We start from the raw sequence: 17,736 nt of genomic DNA, 5'->3' as shown, positions 1-17,736 counted from the left end.
TGCTGAATAGTCAGCGGTCTTGTCCGCCGGCTACTGACTGGCGGTGTCAGGTCCGGGTAAACCCATCAAACGGATTCATGTACACCGCGCCAAAGGCATCCAGGTGCTTGCGCGTCGGCGCGTCTGGGTTGCCATAAACTAGCAGGCTGGTGATTTTCACCAGCTCGAGAAACTTTTCGCCGAACGGCGCGAAGGTTTCTTCAATATGGTTAACGACAGCATCGGCACGGTAACGCTCGATAATGTGCACCTCAGTGCGAGCCTCGTTGACGCTGTATTCGTACATCAAGGTGCCAGGCTCTTCGCTCGTAGCGGCGACAATCTTGGCAACCAGCGTTTTAAATTCAGGGAAGTCTTCCGGAGCCAGGCTTAGGGTAAAAATGCTGATGACTTCGTCTTTCATGGGGCGTCCTCACAGAAGTAAATGACCAACCCCATGCGATAGATGCAGAGGGTTGCTGAGTCAGCAGCCATGCTAAGGTAGAGCAGCAAGCTGATAAACAACCTTGAAATCACAGATAGGTAGCGTAATTTGCTACCAACTCTTGCGCCTAGGAAAACGGCAATGACCTCCGAAGATTCCTTCAGCGGCATCCATATTTTTCTCGCCACCGCCCGCTCTGCGACCTTCACAGAGGCAGCCGAGCGCCTGGGGCTGTCCAAGTCGGCCGTAGGTAAGGCGATTGCACGGCTGGAGGCACGGGTGGGTACCAGCCTGTTTTATCGCTCGACCCGCCGCTTGTCCCTGTCTCCGGATGGCGAGGCCTACTTCACCGTGTGGTCCAATGCGCTGGAGGAGATCAAGGCCACCGAGAGCAACCTCGGCAACAAGTTAGGCGTGCCCACAGGGCGCTTGCGGGTGGACATGCCGGTCGCGTTCGGTAAACAGGTGGTACTGCCGGTGCTACTGGAGATGAGCAAACGCTTCCCGCAGTTGCAACTGACCTTGACCTTTAGCGACCAACTGGTGGACCTGACGGAAGAAGGTATCGACCTGGCCATTCGTTTTGGCAGCGTCGACAACGTCCCCGGCCTGGTGGCCAGACGCCTGACGTCACACCGCTGGGTAACCTGTGCAGCGCCGGGTTATCTGGAAGAATATGGTACGCCGTTGACGCTCGAGGACATGGGCCAGCACCGCAGCATCGTCGGCTATCGCCGCGGCAGCCTAATGCCCTGGAAAATGGCCCAGGCCGGGCAATCCTTGAAGTTCTCGCCACCACCGACCTATCAGTTTGACGATGCCGAAGCGATGATTGAAGCCACGCGAGCCGGCCTCGGTATTTGCCAGATGCCGCTCTGTCTATTTGAAAAGGACATCGCCCAGCAGGTTGTTGTTACGGTACTCGAGCCCTTTGAACCGGCGCCTGTCGAGGTCCACGCACTATGGTCGAAGAGCAATCATCTGCGGCCCAAAATTCGTTACCTGGTCGACGAGTTATTGAAGCTGTATGGCCACAGCTAACGGCAGAACGGACAGCTACTGCGCGACCTTGGCGCGGGGTTGATCAACGCCAGCCCCATTAACTCAGGGTGCCACTCAGCAGCCATAGCGATGAGCGCGGACTGATCTGTAACAAAGCCAGGGAGCCCCCAAATACTAGAGCCCGCCGACCAGGGATCTACTCACCAACCTGCGTTCTGGCCAGGCGCAGGGGGCAATATTGGCACCTTGATGTGTAGCTCAGCGCTCCGGCTGGCAGCGGCCTGAAGAGTCGACAAGTGACCGCCAATTATCCCGGTTTTCGAGATAGTTATTCACCAATATCTGAGTTTATCTCCAAAATCGAATCTATAAACTTTGAGCCATCCCCAGCCAATCAGTGCGCTGTGGGTAGGCAGGTCAGTGAGCGGCGCACACGCTTTGCAACGCCGATCAGTCCACCTCTTGCTGCTGCGGCCCCAATATCTAAGCAGGATTTCAACCATGAGTCTGGCCTATCCAGTGTTGTTCGTGTCCCACGGAGCACCAACCTTTGCCATCGAACCCGGCCAGGCCGGGGCACGCCTGGCTGAGCTAGGCCGAGCGCTGCCACGGCCTAGCGCCATCGTAATCGTCTCTCCTCACTGGATGACCCGTGGGAGCGTGCGTGTAGGCAGCAGCAAGGCGCCGGAAACCATTCACGACTTCGGAGGCTTTCCGCAAGCACTGTATCGCCTGCAATACCCTGCAACCGGCAATCCTGCATTGGCCGAGCAAATCTGCAACCTGCTTTCCCGCAATGGGATTGCCGCAACTACCGAATCGAATCGAGGCCTGGACCACGGCGCCTGGGTGCCGTTGCTGCACCTATTGCCCACTGCGGATATCCCGGTGGTCCAAGTGTCCATGCCCCACCCGCTCAATCCATTGGGTGCCTGGCAGCTTGGCCAGGCACTCAAGCCGCTGCGCGATCAGGGCGTGCTGATCATTGGCTCCGGCAGTCTGACCCATAACCTTTATGAGTTCCGTAGCAACTACGGCGACCCGGCTGAGTACGTAGCGCGTTTTTCCGACTGGATCCGTGACGCCCTGCAAGCCGGTGACCTGCCAGCGCTGCTCGCCTACCGCCGCAATGCCCCGGAGGCCGAGCGTGCGCACCCCAGTGAAGAACATTTGTTGCCGCTATTTCTGGCGCTCGGTGCCGCAGGCGAGCACTACGCCGTGGATGTGCTAGAGGGCGGTGTCGCCGACGGCGTACTGGCTATGGACAGCTACCTGTTCAAAAGCCCAACCGCCACTCAGGAGATTACTCAAGCATGAACCTGCCACTAGCCATTTCAGAACTGCAGCAAGAACCGCAATCCGGCCTTGTCTATCGTCGGGTAATCCGTGCTGCTGCCCCTCGTGCACGTCTCCTGCTATTGCATGGTGTAGGCGGTAATGAAACCAATCTGGCAGGCCTTTCCGGCTTTATCCCAGAAGGAATTGAAATATTGCTGGTACGCAGCCGCCTGCAAATCGCAGCTGAGGGCTTTGCCTGGTTTCAGGTAAATTTCACCAACGAAGGCCCGGTGATCGTTGAAGAGCAAGCGGAAACCAGCCGCCAGAAACTAGTGGAGCTTGTAACTGCCTTACCACAAATGCCTACAGTGATAGCTGGCTTTAGCCAGGGCGGTATTCTCAGTGCAAGCGTCGGGCTTAGCGCCCCTCATTGCGTGCTAGGCTTTGGCTTGTTCAGCGGCAGAATTCTCCCTGAGCTGGCACCACACATTGCCAGCGCTCAAGCATTGAGTTCGCTATCGGCGTTTATTGCTCATGGCTATGGTGATAACAAGCTCCCCGTGTCTTGGGCACAAAAAGCGGATGCCTGGTTGCACCAACTGAACGTGCATCATGAAACATACCTGTACGACATGGGCCACGAAATCACCAATGAAGAAGTGGAAGATTTCATTCAGTGGCTGAAGCCTGTATTGAACATCGCCTGAGCGACCTTGATGGTGAACTCCCGCAGTAAACTTACGGAAGTGGATCTACTTCTTAAAGCGTTAGCCAGCCCCCAGCGCCGGTTGATCCTTGAGTGGCTCCGTGACCCAGAGAAACACTTTCCGCAGCAGGAACATGCATTCCTGCTCGGTGTGTGTGCCGGCCAGATTGAGCGCAAGTGCAAGTTGGCCCAATCGACCGTGTCCGATCACTTGCGCACGCTGCATCGCACAGGATTGATTACTTGCCAAAAGCTCGGCCCGATCCATTTTTTTCAAACGCTGCGAATACACCATCGAAATGCTGGTGAAAACATTGAAAGCGATGCTGTAAAGGGGATTTGAGAGCTCTGCCATGACTATTCGCGAGGACACATTTGCATCCATCGATCTCAATTTATTGGTGGTTTTTATGTGTATTTACAAGGAACAAAGTATAACGTTAGCAGCCAAGAGTCTTGGCGTAACACAGCCAGCCGTAAGCAATTCGCTGGTCAAGCTACGTGACAAATTTAATGATCCGCTCTTTACTCGTTCGGGCAGGGGTATTGTGGCAACACCGAAAGCGAAAAAAATTGCTTCTGAATTATGTCCAGCGATGAGACTGATTACAGCCACACTAGCATCGAACTTTAGATAATCCTCTTTGCAGCAGAGCACTATTGGCCTGCTCTAACCTCTCATGACTGGCGGTGTCAGGTGGACTGACAGATGACTGGAGTCTATGTCGCTGGTGGCATCATGTTATGCCGACGCAAGCTGAACATTCCTGTCTGTAATTGAGCAATCATCTGATGGCGAACTCTCATGGTTTACCGTCGCCCTTTCGATACGTATCAATAACACCAGCCACATCAAGGCCAAAGCCCAGCATTGGGTGTAATTGCTCCGCGGAAACAAAGCAGCCATCACCGGAAGTGCTGAATGGCTTGAGGCGGTCAACTGCCCGGCAGTGCAATTGGACGAGGCAAACTCGACAAAGCCTCCGCCTCCAGGCCTGGCACCATCGGCCGCAGTTGCCCGGGGAAAAAGCCGGTGCTGTCCACATAGAGCAGTACCGACTTGGCATCGCGCCAACCGACATAGCCCATCAACGCCTTCTGGTCCCAGCCACTGCGCGTGGCCCAGGTGGCAAAGCCACGGCGTAGGGAGTGGCTGCTATACAACTCGGCGGGCAATCCGGCCGCTTTCAGTACCGCCCGCAGCAGCGGGATGACGCTGTGCGGGTGCAGGCCCTGCTCGCGCAGGTGACCCCAGCGGTCAATGCCGCGGAACACCGGACCGCGGGCGATGCCGGCGACACAGATCCAGTCGTTGTAGGCCTGCACCGGGCAGAGGCGGGCCAGCGCCGGCGCACTGTAGGTCTGTCCCTGGTTGTCACGGTCGCCCTTGCTCCACGGCAGGAACAGCTGCATGCCCTCCCCCGGCCGTACCTGGATGTGCTCGACCTGCAGGCGGCACAGTTCGTCGCTGCGAAAGGCGCGCCAGAAGCCGATCAGCAGCAATGCGCGATTACGCCAGCAGCGCAACAGCTGCGGCAGGTCGCCCTCGTCCAGTGCTTTCTCGCCCGCCCGCTCCAGCCACGCCACGCACTGCTCCAGTTCGCGCAGCTGCAGCGGTTCGGCCTGCTTCTCCGGCTTCGGGTGCAAGGTACGAATGCCCTTGAGGATCTGACGAACCAGCGGGGTCTTGGTCGGATCCGGGAAGCCCTGGCTGACATGCCACTGCGCCAAGGCCGCCAGGCGCAGCTTGAGGGTGTTGCTGGACAACGTGGCGGCGTGATCGACCAAGTAACGCACGATGGCATCGCTGGTCGCCGGCAGAAAGCCGCCCCAGGCGACCTCGAAGTGCTCGAGCGCTTGCCGGTAGCTGCGCCGGGTGTTGGGGCGGGTACCGGCCTGCAGGTACCGCTCGATCTCGTGGCTCATCGACGCACATCCCCTTGATGTACTGGTGAGCGACTGCCAAACGACGAAAAAATCGCCTCACCTTGGATAATTAAAGATTATCCGACCTTATTTATTGGATAGTGGAAATATAATACGTTGGACGTATCATATATTACTGATCAGATGCCGTTGATCGACGAGCCCACCCTAGACCCCAGTAGATTGGCGTTGAAGGCTCAGGAGGCGGCCGCAGGCTTTGTTGCCAGCGGCACCGCCGAAAACACGGTACGGAGCTATCGCAGCGCCCTCGCCTACTGGTCGGCTTGGCTGCACCTGCGCTACGGCGTTGCGATGGGCGATGCGCCTGTACAGTCGACTGTAGTCATTCAGTTCGTGGTGGATCACCTGGCGCGCCCACTGGCAAATGGTGCATGGACCTATCTGCTACCGCCGACCATCGATGCCGCGTTAGTCGCGGCACGTGTGAAGGCAAAGCCGGGACCTCTGAGCTACAACACGGTATGTCATCGGCTTTCGGCACTGGGCAGGTGGCATCGCTTCAACAACTGGGAAAGCCCAACTGAAGCACTGGCAGTGAAAACGCTGCTGCGAGATGCGCGAAAAGCCCAGGCGCGCCAGGGGGTAGTTGTCCGCAAAAAGACGGCAGCTGTGGTGGAGGCTCTGGAGGCCATGTTGGCGACCTGTACGGATGGCATTCGCGGTACTCGTGATAGCGCCCTCCTCCTGATGGCGTGGAGTGGCGGCGGGCGTCGTCGATCCGAGGTGACCGGCCTGCAGGTCGACGATGTGCGCAAACTGGATGAAGACACTTGGCTCTATACGCTGGGCGTCACCAAAACAGACACCACGGGATCCCGTCGCGAAAAACCTCTGCTGGGTCGCGCTGCACACGCGTTGACGGCTTGGCTCATCGCCGCGCCCGCCGATACCGGTCCGCTTTTTCGGCGCCTCTACAAGGGCGGCAAAGTCAGCCCGTTCGGACTATCGTCTGATCAGGTAGCACGGATCGTTCAGCGCCGCGCCAAATTGGCTGGCCTCGACGGCGACTGGGCCGCGCACAGCTTACGCTCGGGCTTTGTAACGGAAGCGGGTCGCCAGGGGGCCCCATTGGGTGAAGTGATGGCCATGACTGAACATCGCAGTGTCGAAACCGTTATGGGCTACTTCCAAGCCGGAGTGCTGCTGAGCAGCCGCGCCTCGATGTTGCTTCAACCCCTGCCCGCCCCATCAGGCCCAACCAACCAGCCTGACTAGCGGTCGACGCACCGCGTCGGAAAATGCCGCGCACGCGTGTCCTATTGAGAGGTGGAGCTCCTGGTTATGAGTCCATTGCACGGTAGCGGAATTGATGCGCAACCCCAGCTGGGCACTCGCAACTCCGGGTGTAACCAATACATGACCGCATGGCGACGCCCAAGCAGCCAGCATCTCAGCATGCTTCGTCTACTCGGGTAGTTAAGCAAACAGCTGGCGGCCCTGCGCTAGACAGCGAAGGCTCCGTCGCAGGGGCAAGATAGTCAAGTGCTTACCAGTCGCTGTGGCCTGCGCTCGCCTTATGAATACGCCTGGTCGGCAGGTGCGCTTCAAATACCCACACTGAAAGTCTTACCAGACTCGACCCTGTGCTTGCTGCACAAGTCGCGAAGCTTTTTTTCCGAACCGTCAGGATGAATTTGTACGAGCACGCCATCCTTCGCCATTATCAGTGAATGCCCTGCGGCAACCGCACGCAGATACGCAGCATTAGTGGCGACGGCGGCCAGCTTAGGAATCATTGCCTCTAGTCGGTCTATTTCATCATCACTGAGTTCGCTCATGCTCTGTTCTCTGCTCCTGCCAGCCTGATGTCGATGCTGCCCGTAGAAAAGATATCCATGAGCGACCCTACGCCCCGATCACAGGTAAGTCGATCCCATTTTTGACGCACACAGTGAAGCCTCGACTTAGCCGCTCAGCACTCCACAGCGTACGTGCAAATTCGAGTCGATGTGACAGCAGCCTTGATGTGAACAAACCATCGTAGCCGTAGCAAGATGAGTGCATTCGCTTCTAAGCATCTGAGCCCTCTTCAGGTGGACAAAAAATGCCGTCAGCCCTTGGAAGGCTAGACCGCCAGCTGTCACCGGGCATGATCCGGCACATGTACAGATCGAACAGCGGCGCGGTAAAAGCGGCGCCGTTGTGGGGCGGCGACCAGATCATCCCTTTGCTAATCAGGGAGTTGCGAATTGAGGTGAGAGATCGGCTTGTACGGCCCAGGGATGCCGCAATGTCGCCCGAACGATGAGGCCCCTCCCCAAGCGAAGCCATGGCGCGCAAATAAATGTGTTCTGCCACGGTCATTCGGTCGAGTCTTACCCTAAAAAAACCTTCGTCCAGAGCAGCAATAACGTGCCCGGACGCCTTCTGGACGTCTGCAAGCGTGATGTGGTTATTCTGCCCTGCGTCCCAGACATGACTGCCCCACTCTTGAATGAAATAAGGGTAGCCGCGTGTGAGGTGAGCAACCATGTCGGCCGCTTCTGAGTCTACAGTCACGCCCTCGGCCTCCGCTGGTTTTACAAAGGCCAGACGCGTCTGGTGTGGCTCCAGCGAACCGACCTCTAGGTAGTCGAAGAGGCGCTTCGCGTGGTTTTTCACATGTCCAGCAGGGTGTCGGAGTTGTGGGAGGCCTGCACCGACGAGGGCAACCGGCAAGATCAATCGCGAGACGCGATGCAGCGCTGCGATAAGCGCGGCGAGCTGTTCTTCTGCTACGTTTTGCAGCTCATCCACGAAAATAACAAGGACGGTGTGAGCTGCTTTGGCGGCTTCACCGAGTTTAGTCAGCAGGGTTGTAAATTCCTCCTCGAGATCACCTTTGCCCGCCAGAGCTGCCTCGGCTTCGTAGTCAATACCGACCTTGAGATCGCTGAACTTCGGCTCCAAAGCCTTGGCAAAACCGGCTAAGGCTCGCAGTCCAGTTATCGCTGCGTTCTTGGCAGGTACGATACAGCTCAGCCGCAGCAAGGCGAGACGGAGCTGTGGCGCGAGTATCGCTGGCAGAGAGCGATACTCGGATGACTCAACGTAGACGGCGAGATTGCCCGAGGCTTCGGCATCTCGCAGCATCTGGTTCAACAGTACTGTTTTGCCGACACCCCGCACCCCAACCAGGATTACGCTTTTGGCAGGTCGGCCCACGCGAATTCCCCCGATCGACTGACGGACCCGCTCGCGCAGTTGATCGCGACCTGCCAGCTCAGGTGGAGGCGTACCAGCGCCAGGGGAGTACGGATTGCAGACGGGGTCCATATGCACCCGCGTTAATAGGAATAGCGAACAGCGGGAATGGGCCGATAAACAGCTAAATCCAAGCTTTTCACCCCGCCATCACCTGCATACCCGAGACTCGGCAAATGTTGGTCCAGCTGGAGTTACCTATCAAGCCAAGCTGCCTCCGTCATTGAAAAAAATCATCGCGAGCGACCCGTCCGAAATTGCCTAAGTCTTCGTCGACGTCGATGAACATGGTATTCACCATCCGCGCGCTCTTCAGGTCGGCCATTGTTCTGAAAAAAAGGGTTCGCAGAGATGGACCTCATAACGCTCACCATCATGAACCGAGCCGAATCCCCAACTGCCCTGAAGGGTCCCAAATTGCAACCCATATCCTTCAACACGCGTACTATCGCCGCAAACATCACAAAGGACGTCACTGACGCATTCGAACTGTTCCGCCGCTGTGATTTTCATTGAGAGGCTCCTTTGGGTCCAGTGAATCAGCTTGCTGCAGCGAGCCTGCGACCCGCCAGCATCACTCCGGTAACCGCCTGTACGGTCAGGCGTCGCCAACGCCTGGCACAGGCGGACCACAATGAGCCCGGATCCCGCCCTATCTCGCCATGCGTACCTTTCGGCATGGCCTGTTGTACGGTCGGCAGATCGAGTTAATGGCGGACGCCATTTTGTGCAGCATTTGCGGCGCAGATAAGACCGCACTTGGGGCAGTGCTGATCGGCGACAGACGATCCAAGCTATCCGTTCTGGACGAACTAGCAAATTGCATGTGCGCGATGCGCGCCACTGATGCCATGGCGCTGACGTGGGCGTCTTTAGCACTCCTTCAAGGCTTGCTCCAGTCAGCGACCCCTCCTTCAAACAAGACGCATCGAAGAGCAGTAAATTTGTTGCTTTGCTGCAGCCAAGGTGTGGCGGCAGTCTCTTTGAGAGTAGGTATGGCCCGAGGCCGTCTTAAAGTCGTAACCCATGACTCGCTCGTCCTGATCATAGACCCTAACGAGCTCTATGAGCATCTCCATCGTCCAATTACCGGATCCATTCAGCCGCGATGGCAACACCACCTGAACTGCCTCAATCAGTGTTCCTTCAGCGCGTTTCACTAGCATCTGCTCGAACTCATCCTCCGTTGGAATCAAGAGCATCGTCCTCCATGCGGCTGCCTTCTGGCGGCGGTTAATCATCACGTAAAACCAAGGGCGATGATCATCGAGCTCGACGAATCGCCACATCTGGGAGTCGTCTCCAAACAGCGCTGGATACATGATTTCAGCGCGCTTGTACGTAATAAACATCAGCACACCCTCTTTTAAGCTGTATATAGCATAGCTCCAGAAGCACTAAAAAGGCTTCATCGTTCCTTTTGCGAGACAGCAAATGGAACTGAATGAAGCGCTTGGTTTGGTGATCAGGAATCTACGTATTTCGAAGGATATGCCTCAGGAAGGGCTTGGGCCTAGTCAGAGCTATATCAGTGCGATCGAGCGCGGCAAATGGAAACCATCGATTGAAAAGGTTGAGCAGATTGCTGAGATCATTGGCATTCATCCCCTAACGCTTCTGTTCCTGGCTTATCAAAGGCAAACACCCGAACTAAAACCCGAAGACTTACTGAAAAAAATCCATCGAGAAATCACGAGCTTGAAGGGTTGCCTGAGACTTGAGTAGGTTCGACATGGAATCGAATCGGCAACCGATCCCAAAAAGCATTTGATCGCAACGTCGCCAGTTGCTCTGCTGCCCGGCGCGCGGGCTTTCTTGCTCGCAATCAACAGCGAGCATGAATTCAGTCGCGAATAGCCACTGCATGAATTCGAGTGATAGACCTCGCCCATCGCAACAAACATCGATGACACGTGCTTAGCGTGACGCAAGCCTTGAAGAGTCACGCCTCCACTGATCCGGCAAGGCTACTCCCCAAGGGACCTTCGGCAGGCGTTCCATGCTGTTCCGGAGGGCCTGTGCACATGCGATGTCTAACCCTTCGAGGGCGCCTGAGATAGCGACACGCCGACCATCTGCTCTTGATATGGGAAGTGTTCGGTACCGCCGTTCTGAATGGTAAGGTGTGATGTCGGCCATTTTGCCGCAGGGAACAGGGTATTGAACGGAACATTCTTTCCCGATTGCGGCGGGTGCTCCAGCAGGCAGATCTGCCCAAGGGACGCTCTGACGCCTACGAACACTTTTCACCGTAACAGTGATCCTACTGTCGGGCTAAATACCTCTAGCTTCCGCAAACGGCCAGAAGCGGACGGTACAACCCGGATTGCGACTTCAACACAGTTCCTGCCAGAATGTCGTTCGGCTCGACCTGCATCGCGTCTAGCGCCTTTAAACGTTGGGGGCGGGTGTTAGCCGGAAACGAACCGAGGTCAGCCAACTGTTGCCGACGCTAGAGCGCAAATACGTTGGTAAGAGTTCGCGTCGCTCGATCCTGCAAGCATCCCACAACGAGGTGACATGGGATGGTCGGCGTATCCAGTGTGAACAAGCTCGCCCGGTTTGAGGTGAGCAGTACGATCGGATCAACCACAATGTTGCAGATACAGAAGCCGCGCACTCTTATCGAGTGCGCAGAAATAACGGGCAAAACAGGCGCAGCAGCCCCAGCCGGTAGCTCAGCGTTATGGCCGTTGCTACGGCGGCGACCGGCAACAGGGTGAGCCAGACCAGCACCGCCATCGACGGATGGTCAGCCTTGAAGCAGCACACAGCCGATACCATCAGCGCCAGCCAGCCCAGGCTGCGTAGATAGTCCGGCGCAACCTCGTCGGCGCTGAACACCTGGCGCCAGTGCGCCGGCAGGGACAACGCCAACCAACTGGTCGCCAAGCCCATGCTGGCGGCGGCACCCAGCAACCACAGACCTGCATTACTCATAGGCCACCCCACCGATGCGAGTCCGGTCCGCGACCTCAACCGGCCTTGCCAGACGACGCGCGGTGAGTAGCGCTATCAGCGCGCAGGCCAACAGGCTCAGATCGACGCCGGCCACGGCCCAGTAGGGTTCAAGCAGCATCCTTTTGACCAGGTGGTCCCCCGTGGTGATCCAGTTGAGCAGCACCGCAGCGACGCAGAGCAGCGCCAGGCCGGATTGTGCCGCGCCTGGGCCACTGGTGCACTACGCAACAGCGCATGCAGCAAACTCAGCAGCCAGGCACCCCAGAACACCCACTTTTCCCATTCGCCACGGCCAGGCATGGGCTCAGGCAGCAGCCGGTTGGCCGCCAGCATGGCGACCGCTGCCAGCAGCATGCCGGTAACCGTGGTGACTGCCATGGCGTCAACCAACCGACAGCCCTGCAGCCCGAGTCGGGCGTGCTCCTGCTTGCGTATCTCGACGAAGAACACAAAACCGCTGGCGATGCACACACAGCCGAGCAGACCGCCCGCCACGTACAGCCAGCGCAGCGCCCAGTGTTCGAAGTGCTGCAGGTGCAAGCCGGTGAGAAATTGATTGACGGAACCAACCGGGTCACTCGGCGGGTCGTTGCGCAGTAGCTCGCCGGTACTGGCCTTGAAGTGAATGCCCTCCCCGACCAGCGCCACACGATCACTGCCGGCGCGGTAGATGCTGACGTAGCCGTTGGCGTCATTTAGATGCTCGATAGTCAGCAGCCCGACCTCTCCCGGCATATCGCGCGTAGCCCAGATGCGCTTGGCCTCGGCCACCATGGCATTGGCGGAGGCCATCTTCGCGGGCACACCGGCCTCATCATGGGGCAAGCCGGTATGCGCCGCCTCGATCACCTCATGCCGATTATGCAGCGGTTTGAGCAAGGTCCCGGAGACCGGGAAGTAGTACATCGACGCGAAGATCACCAACCGGTGAAGGCAAAAAAGAAGTGGAACGGCAACGCCACCACGCCAGTCATGTTATGCAGGTCCAGCGCGCTGCGCTGGGTCCGCTTGCGCGGACGGAAGGTGAAAAACTCCTTGAAGATCTTACGATTGATCATCCGCTGGGTCCTTTGGCTGGTTGGGGATACCAAACTCGCCACCAATGCTCAGCACGGGATCTCGGTGGGTGGTGTAGGCATAGAGCGAGACCATGGGCATGGTTTCCGGCGCCGGCAGGTCGCCGATTACCCGCCCTTTGGTTGCCGCCATATCCACCGGATGCGGTTTGAGATCGGCAAATACCTGTTTCAGCAGGTTGTTGTAGGACGGCATAGGCTGCGGCTCGAAGCGCGTATCGGGGATCGCCCAACGATCGATCTCGCGGTCGAACACCGACAGTGCACCGAAAAAGAAGACGACCATCAGCACGAAGCCCAGCACCAAACCGAACCAGGTGTGTACCCAGGCCATGGATTGGCGAAAGTTGTTCAGCATGGCTCTGCTCCTATCCGATGATCATGCGCTGCAGCTGCCAGGCAACAGCCAGCATCAAGACGCTGCCGAGCGCCAGTACCATCGAGACCCGCCACAGACTGGCTGCGGAAACAGCGCGAGATACAGGACGAAGGCCAGCATCATCATCGCCTGCTCGGCGGCATGGTAATCGACCCCAACCCCATTCAGCGCCGCCACGCCCTAGACGAATGCATAGCAGCCGAAGATCGCGGCCAGAACACGAGATACCACCACAACAGGAGCCATTACTGACAGGCTCACCAGCTGTAGCTCAGCTTGGCGGTGAGTTCTCGGCCCGGATTGTAGTAATCCGCAGTTCCGGAGCCCACGACATGCTGCTCATCCAAAAGATTACTGACATTGACCGCCAGATCCGTGTCCTTGGCAATCTGGTAATTGAAGGCTGCATCAAACAAGGTCGTCGCCTCGCTCTCGCCGGTGTCATTGAAATACCTTGAACTGAACCGTCAGCCCAAGCGAAAGAGCAGGATTGCGCTGTTCTGGAAATCCAGCCAAGCTCTTCTGAGGAAACGAATAGCTGCGGAGTCGTGGGTATGCCGTTCTCTCCAAAGCAGCCATCGCTTAGCACCCAAGCATGCAAAAAGATCAGCATAGACGCTCGCAGGTATGACGCAGGAGGGGCAAGGCGCAAATATATAAACTGCTTTATATCAATAATATACAGGTCTTATGTCCTGATTTTCCTTAATCTCGGCATAATCCTTACATTAACTAGCAGGAAATTAAATGTTAAAAGCCCTGCGTGCATCTAGCATGTGGAGTTTTTCTCCTTGCAGCCAGCCGGCAACGATAGGCATGCGCATTTAATAGCTCATTGTGAGTATCCGAATAGACGCTTGCCAAGGACACCATCTTGAACATACGAATGTTCTTGAAGTTGAAGATGGCGATCTAGCAACGGAAAATCTTTCCTAGGGAAACCCCCTAAAAAACGGTACAAGGTTTCATAGCCTGCCCTGTTGATATATGGAAAAATCGCTGCCTTATGCAGGTCTCTTGGGATCAGCATCCCGCCCCTTCTTTTCTCACACAGTTTAGTAAATATCAAAAACCTTGAGTAGGGGATAATCTCCAGTAGTGATGCGGTTAAGACCAAACTACCAAATCTACTTGATGGATCGGCCGTGGACGCCCCCAATAATATACTCTGCTCAAAAGAGCTTGCGTCGGGTGCTCGTGCATCTTTCCTCGTTTGCAAGTGGATTCTAGCGATTCCGCCTCTACTACCACGAAAGGGACATTGAAGGAAAATATTGAATAGCCTATAAAATAAATCGTGCAATGTAGGTTGTTGATTGTCTCTACTGATCAGAGCATGCTCAATCTTTGTGAAGGTACTTGAGCAAAAACGAAAGAATAGAGTTTCCTCTATGGAGGCATTGTTTGATATCGAATTGCAGCTTTGGACAAACGCATCCCATGCCCTTGAGTAACGCGGTGTATCAACTAGTCTCACCAACTCTCGATCATGGGCAGCGCAGACACAAGAATAAATGTAACACCAGTCCTTCCGCCATATAGGCAAACGACCATTCGCCACATCATCGCGTAAGCAATCAGGGCAAAAAAAACGGCGATACCTCCATTCGACTAATTTATCGCCTCGAAGGCAAAAAAAATTTCGTAATAGTTCAGGGGTAATGTCCCCGGCTACACAACTTAATCGCTGGCTGGCGGATAAGAATTCTGAGTCTGGGTCCGAATATTTGATCTCCACACCCTCCCACCAATACGCTGGGCGTTCTGTTGATGATAATCGAGGGAAGCCAGCGGCGTTTGGATTAATGCTGCATCGAAACAACCAAGATGAAAGTGTTTCTTCAGAACTTGGTGTTGGCAAGCCAGAGAAACTCACTACTAATAGCCCCAAGGATTCTTGTTTGCTCGCCGCAGCATATCAACATCCACCTTCTCCCCCCCCATTTTTATGGCATAACAGGCAGCCGCCCTTATCAATTCGAGTGTTTTGTCCATGCGCCCATTCGACATAGATAAAATAGTGCCTACCATCTCCTCAGAGTACAAATGTGATGGCTGTTTTAGCGGTAGGGACTCCTCTACCTCCAAGAGGAATGACCTGAACTCCTCACTCTCTATCCAGTCATCAAGAGCAACTTCGTGAAAACGTCTCTTAAATTCATAATTGGATTTAAGTGCGTTGCGCGCACTAGCAGTGCCAAAGCAAAATAGTTTCAATCCATATTCAGGGCCGAGCAGCTTTTTAAGAATAGACATGTTAAAACGCTGCTCTTGCTTCGAGCGTAGCAGTGCATCATGAAACTCGTCGATCACCAGCCCCCAAATTTGCCTCAGCCTAATAACCTCTCTAATCTCGCTTGGCAGGTCAGAGCTACTTCGGCGACTTGAGCCAGAGCCAACTGGTATTCCGAGCGCTAAAGCTATCTCATCTTTAAGGCTTTTTTTGGTATCTATTTCTGGGGATGCAGCCAAGGAGACAAAAATCAACCCTGCACTCCTTTTTACATGGTTTGGAATCTTAGATATTATAGCCGTCTTTCCAGAGCCACCTGGGCCAACCACAAGCAAAGCAGGCGCACTCATACGATCTGGTACATCCGCGATATTATTCATCATGCGAAAAACAGCTGCACTAGAGTTATTGTTCACCCATATTTCTTGATGAATTAAGGCTATTCGCGTATCAATATTAGAAGACAAATATTTTCTGATGTCCGACCGGACGTGCTCATCACTCATGACTCATCCCCAGGTCGAAATTTTTTTGGAGAGGCTGAATAATTTGGCTTGATATGTTCCCTGTCAGCGTTAAAGCTACTACTTCTAGGATTTGGATTTGCCTCAGTATAGACTTTTTCAGCGGCCTCTCGGCGTCTTTCCTTCTGCGTTAACTTTTTACTTTCCTCTTCAATTTTTTGCTTCCCTCTGTAGGCTTTTAACCCGCCATCACTATCTATGGCTCCGATGCGGACTGGGTGACGATAGAGCTTGCCGGCACGATATTCCTCATAGGTAGGAGCCTCAACGGTTACGTCAGACAGGTGTATTGGGCAAAATTGGCCATCCAATTTCACCCATACAACATTCATATCGTACGGGTCATATTTGACTATGACATTTCTAGTCCCCACATGAGACCCCAATATAGGATCCCAATAAACTTGGCCATGCAAATTAATGCCACCAGGATTAATTTTTCGGTCTTCTTGAGGCATGAACCAAATCTTTAATTGCTCGGAATTCAAGCCTGCCGGGGGGTAAGGAAGCCCTCCGTTGGGCGCGAAATAGTTTGTCCACGCTTGTCGCGGGCTACACTTTAATGCGCTATGAACTGTTGAGTGATAGACAACTACTTCGCGAGAGAACCAGCGAAAAAAATCAGAGAAGGTCATGGTTGCATTTCTTTCGCTGTTAAGTCCTCTGCGCGCAACAGAATTTGACATTGTAGTCCCCGGCAAGAAATGCACCTTAGTAGTCATGAACGTGCCTATCAGCCGTTCAACATGACCGCCAAAATGTTTTCTTCCTACAGGTCGGTATTCGGGGGAAATCCCAAAAGATTCACACCCTACTTTAAATTTTGGGCTGGTGAACTCTGCGGCATTGTCCATATGAAGGACTTCAGGCTTTCCATAGTAGGGGTAGTCTTCTGGATCCAAGCCAACACTTGCCGAAAAGTTTACTTTAGGAAGGACAGAATGACTAAGAGCGCAAGCCACTGAAACAGTAGACGGGACGTAAAGGCTAAGATAGTAACCAAGAATAACCCTGGTATAGACATCAATTACAATTGTCAGCCACGGGCGTCCAATAATATTTATGCGATCATCAGCCAACAGAATTATATCGACGAGGGTGTGATCCATCTGTACCCATTGCAGCGGCCTTTCAAGATTTTTTTTACCCGGGCGAGCTGAAAATTCTTGCGTCGCGGCATCAGGACCTTCTTTAATTCTCATTCTTGTTTTTTCTGAGAGGATTAAGCGTACACGCCTCAATACCGTATCTTTGGAAGGGCATGAAAAACCTTGCTCCTTACATGCAACATCCACCTCGCTCCACACTTTGCTGTAGCTGGCTCCTTTCGACTTGAATTTTTTAGCAGCCTTGAAAATTATGACCTCAACCGACTCATCCAGTCTCGTAACGCCTTTCTTGACACCCCGTGTCTGCGCAATTAAAGATAGTGGGCCTACGTCAGCGTCAAAAATTTTAGCCAAACGATAGAAGTAACTCTTTGATACACCCAGTAAAGAACAGTACTTAGTGACTACCCCTCCCTCAACCTTCCACTTTCTGATAATTTCAAAACGCTCAGCTGCCAATGAAAGTTGATCAACGGTGTAATCATTGACATTCAAACCCTCCCCATGATCACTACCATTAATTGCCGTAACACTAGGGATTCGCTGAATGTCGCGCGCCGACACCAGTATTACTTCACCAGAGTCGACAATTGTTACCCTTATCGTTTTGTCACTAAATACCTGTTTGACTTTCGCAACTTTTCCCTTGGCGACAATGAGTTCCCCAGGGGTTAGCTGATTTGCCATGGATGTACTCTCCACAACGCTAATCTAGGCGAAGTCTGCCGAGCGGCGACTTACATCAGTCTCTATCAACGATCGAAATTGGCTGCCGAACACGATACGACGTCACGTTCAAAAAATAGACTATTGCTAGCTTTTCTGCCGCGTCAGTCTATTTTTTAAAAGTTAATCAAGGTATGTGATTGATTATTAGAGATAAATGATATTCTTTTTTTTGATCGGGCATCACA

The 17,736-nt window shown here is 54.5% G+C and carries 20 protein-coding genes; 7 read left to right on the top strand and 13 right to left on the bottom strand.

Translation table 11 applies throughout. The features are described from left to right. Positions 1–46: 46 nt before the first annotated feature. Positions 47–403 carry a putative quinol monooxygenase gene (locus tag AC3WTM_RS26950; RefSeq protein ID WP_023048080.1) on the bottom strand — a complete coding sequence of 119 codons (357 nt, stop codon included), beginning with the start codon at positions 401–403 and terminating at the stop codon, positions 47–49. 162 nt (positions 404–565) lie between these two features. Here AC3WTM_RS26950 and AC3WTM_RS26945 point away from each other — a divergent pair, with 162 nt between their 5' ends. The 5 genes from AC3WTM_RS26945 (at position 566) to AC3WTM_RS26925 (ending at position 4,048) form a co-directional block, all read left to right on the top strand. Then, positions 566–1,465, top strand: coding sequence for a LysR family transcriptional regulator (locus tag AC3WTM_RS26945; protein ID WP_023048079.1), 900 nt, complete (start codon positions 566–568; stop codon positions 1,463–1,465). 462 nt (positions 1,466–1,927) lie between these two features. Beyond that, positions 1,928–2,743 carry a DODA-type extradiol aromatic ring-opening family dioxygenase gene (locus AC3WTM_RS26940; RefSeq protein WP_023048078.1) on the top strand — a complete coding sequence of 272 codons (816 nt, stop codon included), beginning with the start codon at positions 1,928–1,930 and terminating at the stop codon, positions 2,741–2,743. Continuing rightward, the gene (locus AC3WTM_RS26935) at positions 2,740–3,411 is read left to right on the top strand and encodes an alpha/beta hydrolase (protein ID WP_023048077.1); all 672 of its coding nucleotides are present in this window, start codon (positions 2,740–2,742) and stop codon (positions 3,409–3,411) included. The genes AC3WTM_RS26940 and AC3WTM_RS26935 overlap by 4 nt, the downstream gene beginning before the upstream one ends. A gap of 9 nt (positions 3,412–3,420) precedes the next feature. Beyond that, a complete protein-coding gene (locus AC3WTM_RS26930) occupies positions 3,421–3,753 on the top strand; it encodes an ArsR/SmtB family transcription factor (protein WP_223194054.1) in 333 nt (110 codons plus the stop codon). 10 nt (positions 3,754–3,763) lie between these two features. Continuing rightward, positions 3,764–4,048: a LysR family transcriptional regulator gene (locus AC3WTM_RS26925; protein WP_071576115.1), complete on the top strand. Its 285-nt coding sequence runs from the start codon at positions 3,764–3,766 to the stop codon at positions 4,046–4,048. Between the two features lie 298 nt (positions 4,049–4,346). Here AC3WTM_RS26925 and AC3WTM_RS26920 read toward each other — a convergent pair whose 3' ends face one another. Beyond that, positions 4,347–5,336 (bottom strand): site-specific integrase, encoded by a 990-nt coding sequence (locus AC3WTM_RS26920; RefSeq protein WP_023628979.1) that lies wholly within the window; start codon positions 5,334–5,336, stop codon positions 4,347–4,349. Positions 5,337–5,453: 117 nt separating this feature from the next. On the opposite strand from AC3WTM_RS26920, the gene AC3WTM_RS26915 reads away from it, so the two are divergent. Beyond that, positions 5,454–6,572, top strand: coding sequence for a site-specific integrase (locus AC3WTM_RS26915; RefSeq protein WP_028688847.1), 1,119 nt, complete (start codon positions 5,454–5,456; stop codon positions 6,570–6,572). 329 nt (positions 6,573–6,901) lie between these two features. On the opposite strand, the gene AC3WTM_RS26910 is transcribed toward AC3WTM_RS26915, so the two are convergent. The 4 genes from AC3WTM_RS26910 to AC3WTM_RS26895 all read right to left on the bottom strand — a co-directional run bounded on the left by AC3WTM_RS26910 (position 6,902) and on the right by AC3WTM_RS26895 (position 9,892). Beyond that, a complete protein-coding gene (locus tag AC3WTM_RS26910; RefSeq protein WP_023048074.1) occupies positions 6,902–7,135 on the bottom strand; it encodes a hypothetical protein in 234 nt (77 codons plus the stop codon). Between the two features lie 232 nt (positions 7,136–7,367). Beyond that, positions 7,368–8,612: an ATP-binding protein gene (locus tag AC3WTM_RS26905; protein ID WP_023628980.1), complete on the bottom strand. Its 1,245-nt coding sequence runs from the start codon at positions 8,610–8,612 to the stop codon at positions 7,368–7,370. A 240-nt stretch (positions 8,613–8,852) separates the two neighbouring features. Then, positions 8,853–9,053 carry a hypothetical protein gene (locus AC3WTM_RS26900; RefSeq protein ID WP_370694611.1) on the bottom strand — a complete coding sequence of 67 codons (201 nt, stop codon included), beginning with the start codon at positions 9,051–9,053 and terminating at the stop codon, positions 8,853–8,855. Positions 9,054–9,454: 401 nt separating this feature from the next. Next, positions 9,455–9,892, bottom strand: coding sequence for a hypothetical protein (locus AC3WTM_RS26895; RefSeq protein WP_023628983.1), 438 nt, complete (start codon positions 9,890–9,892; stop codon positions 9,455–9,457). Positions 9,893–9,974: 82 nt separating this feature from the next. On the opposite strand from AC3WTM_RS26895, the gene AC3WTM_RS26890 reads away from it, so the two are divergent. Then, positions 9,975–10,265 carry a helix-turn-helix domain-containing protein gene (locus tag AC3WTM_RS26890; protein WP_023628984.1) on the top strand — a complete coding sequence of 97 codons (291 nt, stop codon included), beginning with the start codon at positions 9,975–9,977 and terminating at the stop codon, positions 10,263–10,265. An 897-nt stretch (positions 10,266–11,162) separates the two neighbouring features. On the opposite strand, the gene AC3WTM_RS26885 is transcribed toward AC3WTM_RS26890, so the two are convergent. From AC3WTM_RS26885 to AC3WTM_RS26855, 7 genes are all read right to left on the bottom strand, one after another. Beyond that, on the bottom strand, positions 11,163–11,480 hold the full coding sequence (locus AC3WTM_RS26885) for a DUF3325 family protein (protein WP_024075430.1): 318 nt from the start codon (positions 11,478–11,480) through the stop codon (positions 11,163–11,165). Between the two features lie 96 nt (positions 11,481–11,576). Further along, positions 11,577–12,407 carry a PepSY-associated TM helix domain-containing protein gene (locus tag AC3WTM_RS26880; RefSeq protein WP_196448527.1) on the bottom strand — a complete coding sequence of 277 codons (831 nt, stop codon included), beginning with the start codon at positions 12,405–12,407 and terminating at the stop codon, positions 11,577–11,579. An 11-nt stretch (positions 12,408–12,418) separates the two neighbouring features. Next, on the bottom strand, positions 12,419–12,559 hold the full coding sequence (locus AC3WTM_RS26875; protein WP_196448528.1) for a PepSY domain-containing protein: 141 nt from the start codon (positions 12,557–12,559) through the stop codon (positions 12,419–12,421). Continuing rightward, positions 12,546–12,935 carry a PepSY-associated TM helix domain-containing protein gene (locus AC3WTM_RS26870; RefSeq protein WP_090515957.1) on the bottom strand — a complete coding sequence of 130 codons (390 nt, stop codon included), beginning with the start codon at positions 12,933–12,935 and terminating at the stop codon, positions 12,546–12,548. Before AC3WTM_RS26870 ends, AC3WTM_RS26875 begins: the two co-directional genes overlap by 14 nt. A 278-nt stretch (positions 12,936–13,213) precedes the next feature. Then, entirely contained in the window at positions 13,214–13,372 is a 159-nt protein-coding gene (locus AC3WTM_RS26865; RefSeq protein ID WP_023628987.1) for a TonB-dependent receptor, read from the bottom strand. A gap of 1,462 nt (positions 13,373–14,834) precedes the next feature. Beyond that, positions 14,835–15,695: a TniB family NTP-binding protein gene (locus tag AC3WTM_RS26860; protein ID WP_024075431.1), complete on the bottom strand. Its 861-nt coding sequence runs from the start codon at positions 15,693–15,695 to the stop codon at positions 14,835–14,837. Further along, positions 15,692–17,509 carry a TnsB C-terminal domain-containing protein gene (locus tag AC3WTM_RS26855; RefSeq protein ID WP_024075432.1) on the bottom strand — a complete coding sequence of 606 codons (1,818 nt, stop codon included), beginning with the start codon at positions 17,507–17,509 and terminating at the stop codon, positions 15,692–15,694. The genes AC3WTM_RS26860 and AC3WTM_RS26855 overlap by 4 nt, the downstream gene beginning before the upstream one ends. Positions 17,510–17,736 lie beyond the last annotated feature (227 nt).

The organism is Pseudomonas sp. EU05-FHT14B02, from assembly GCF_058791055.1.
Note: the sequence above shows the minus strand (reverse complement) of the source record. Positions and strands in the feature narration are given on the sequence as shown.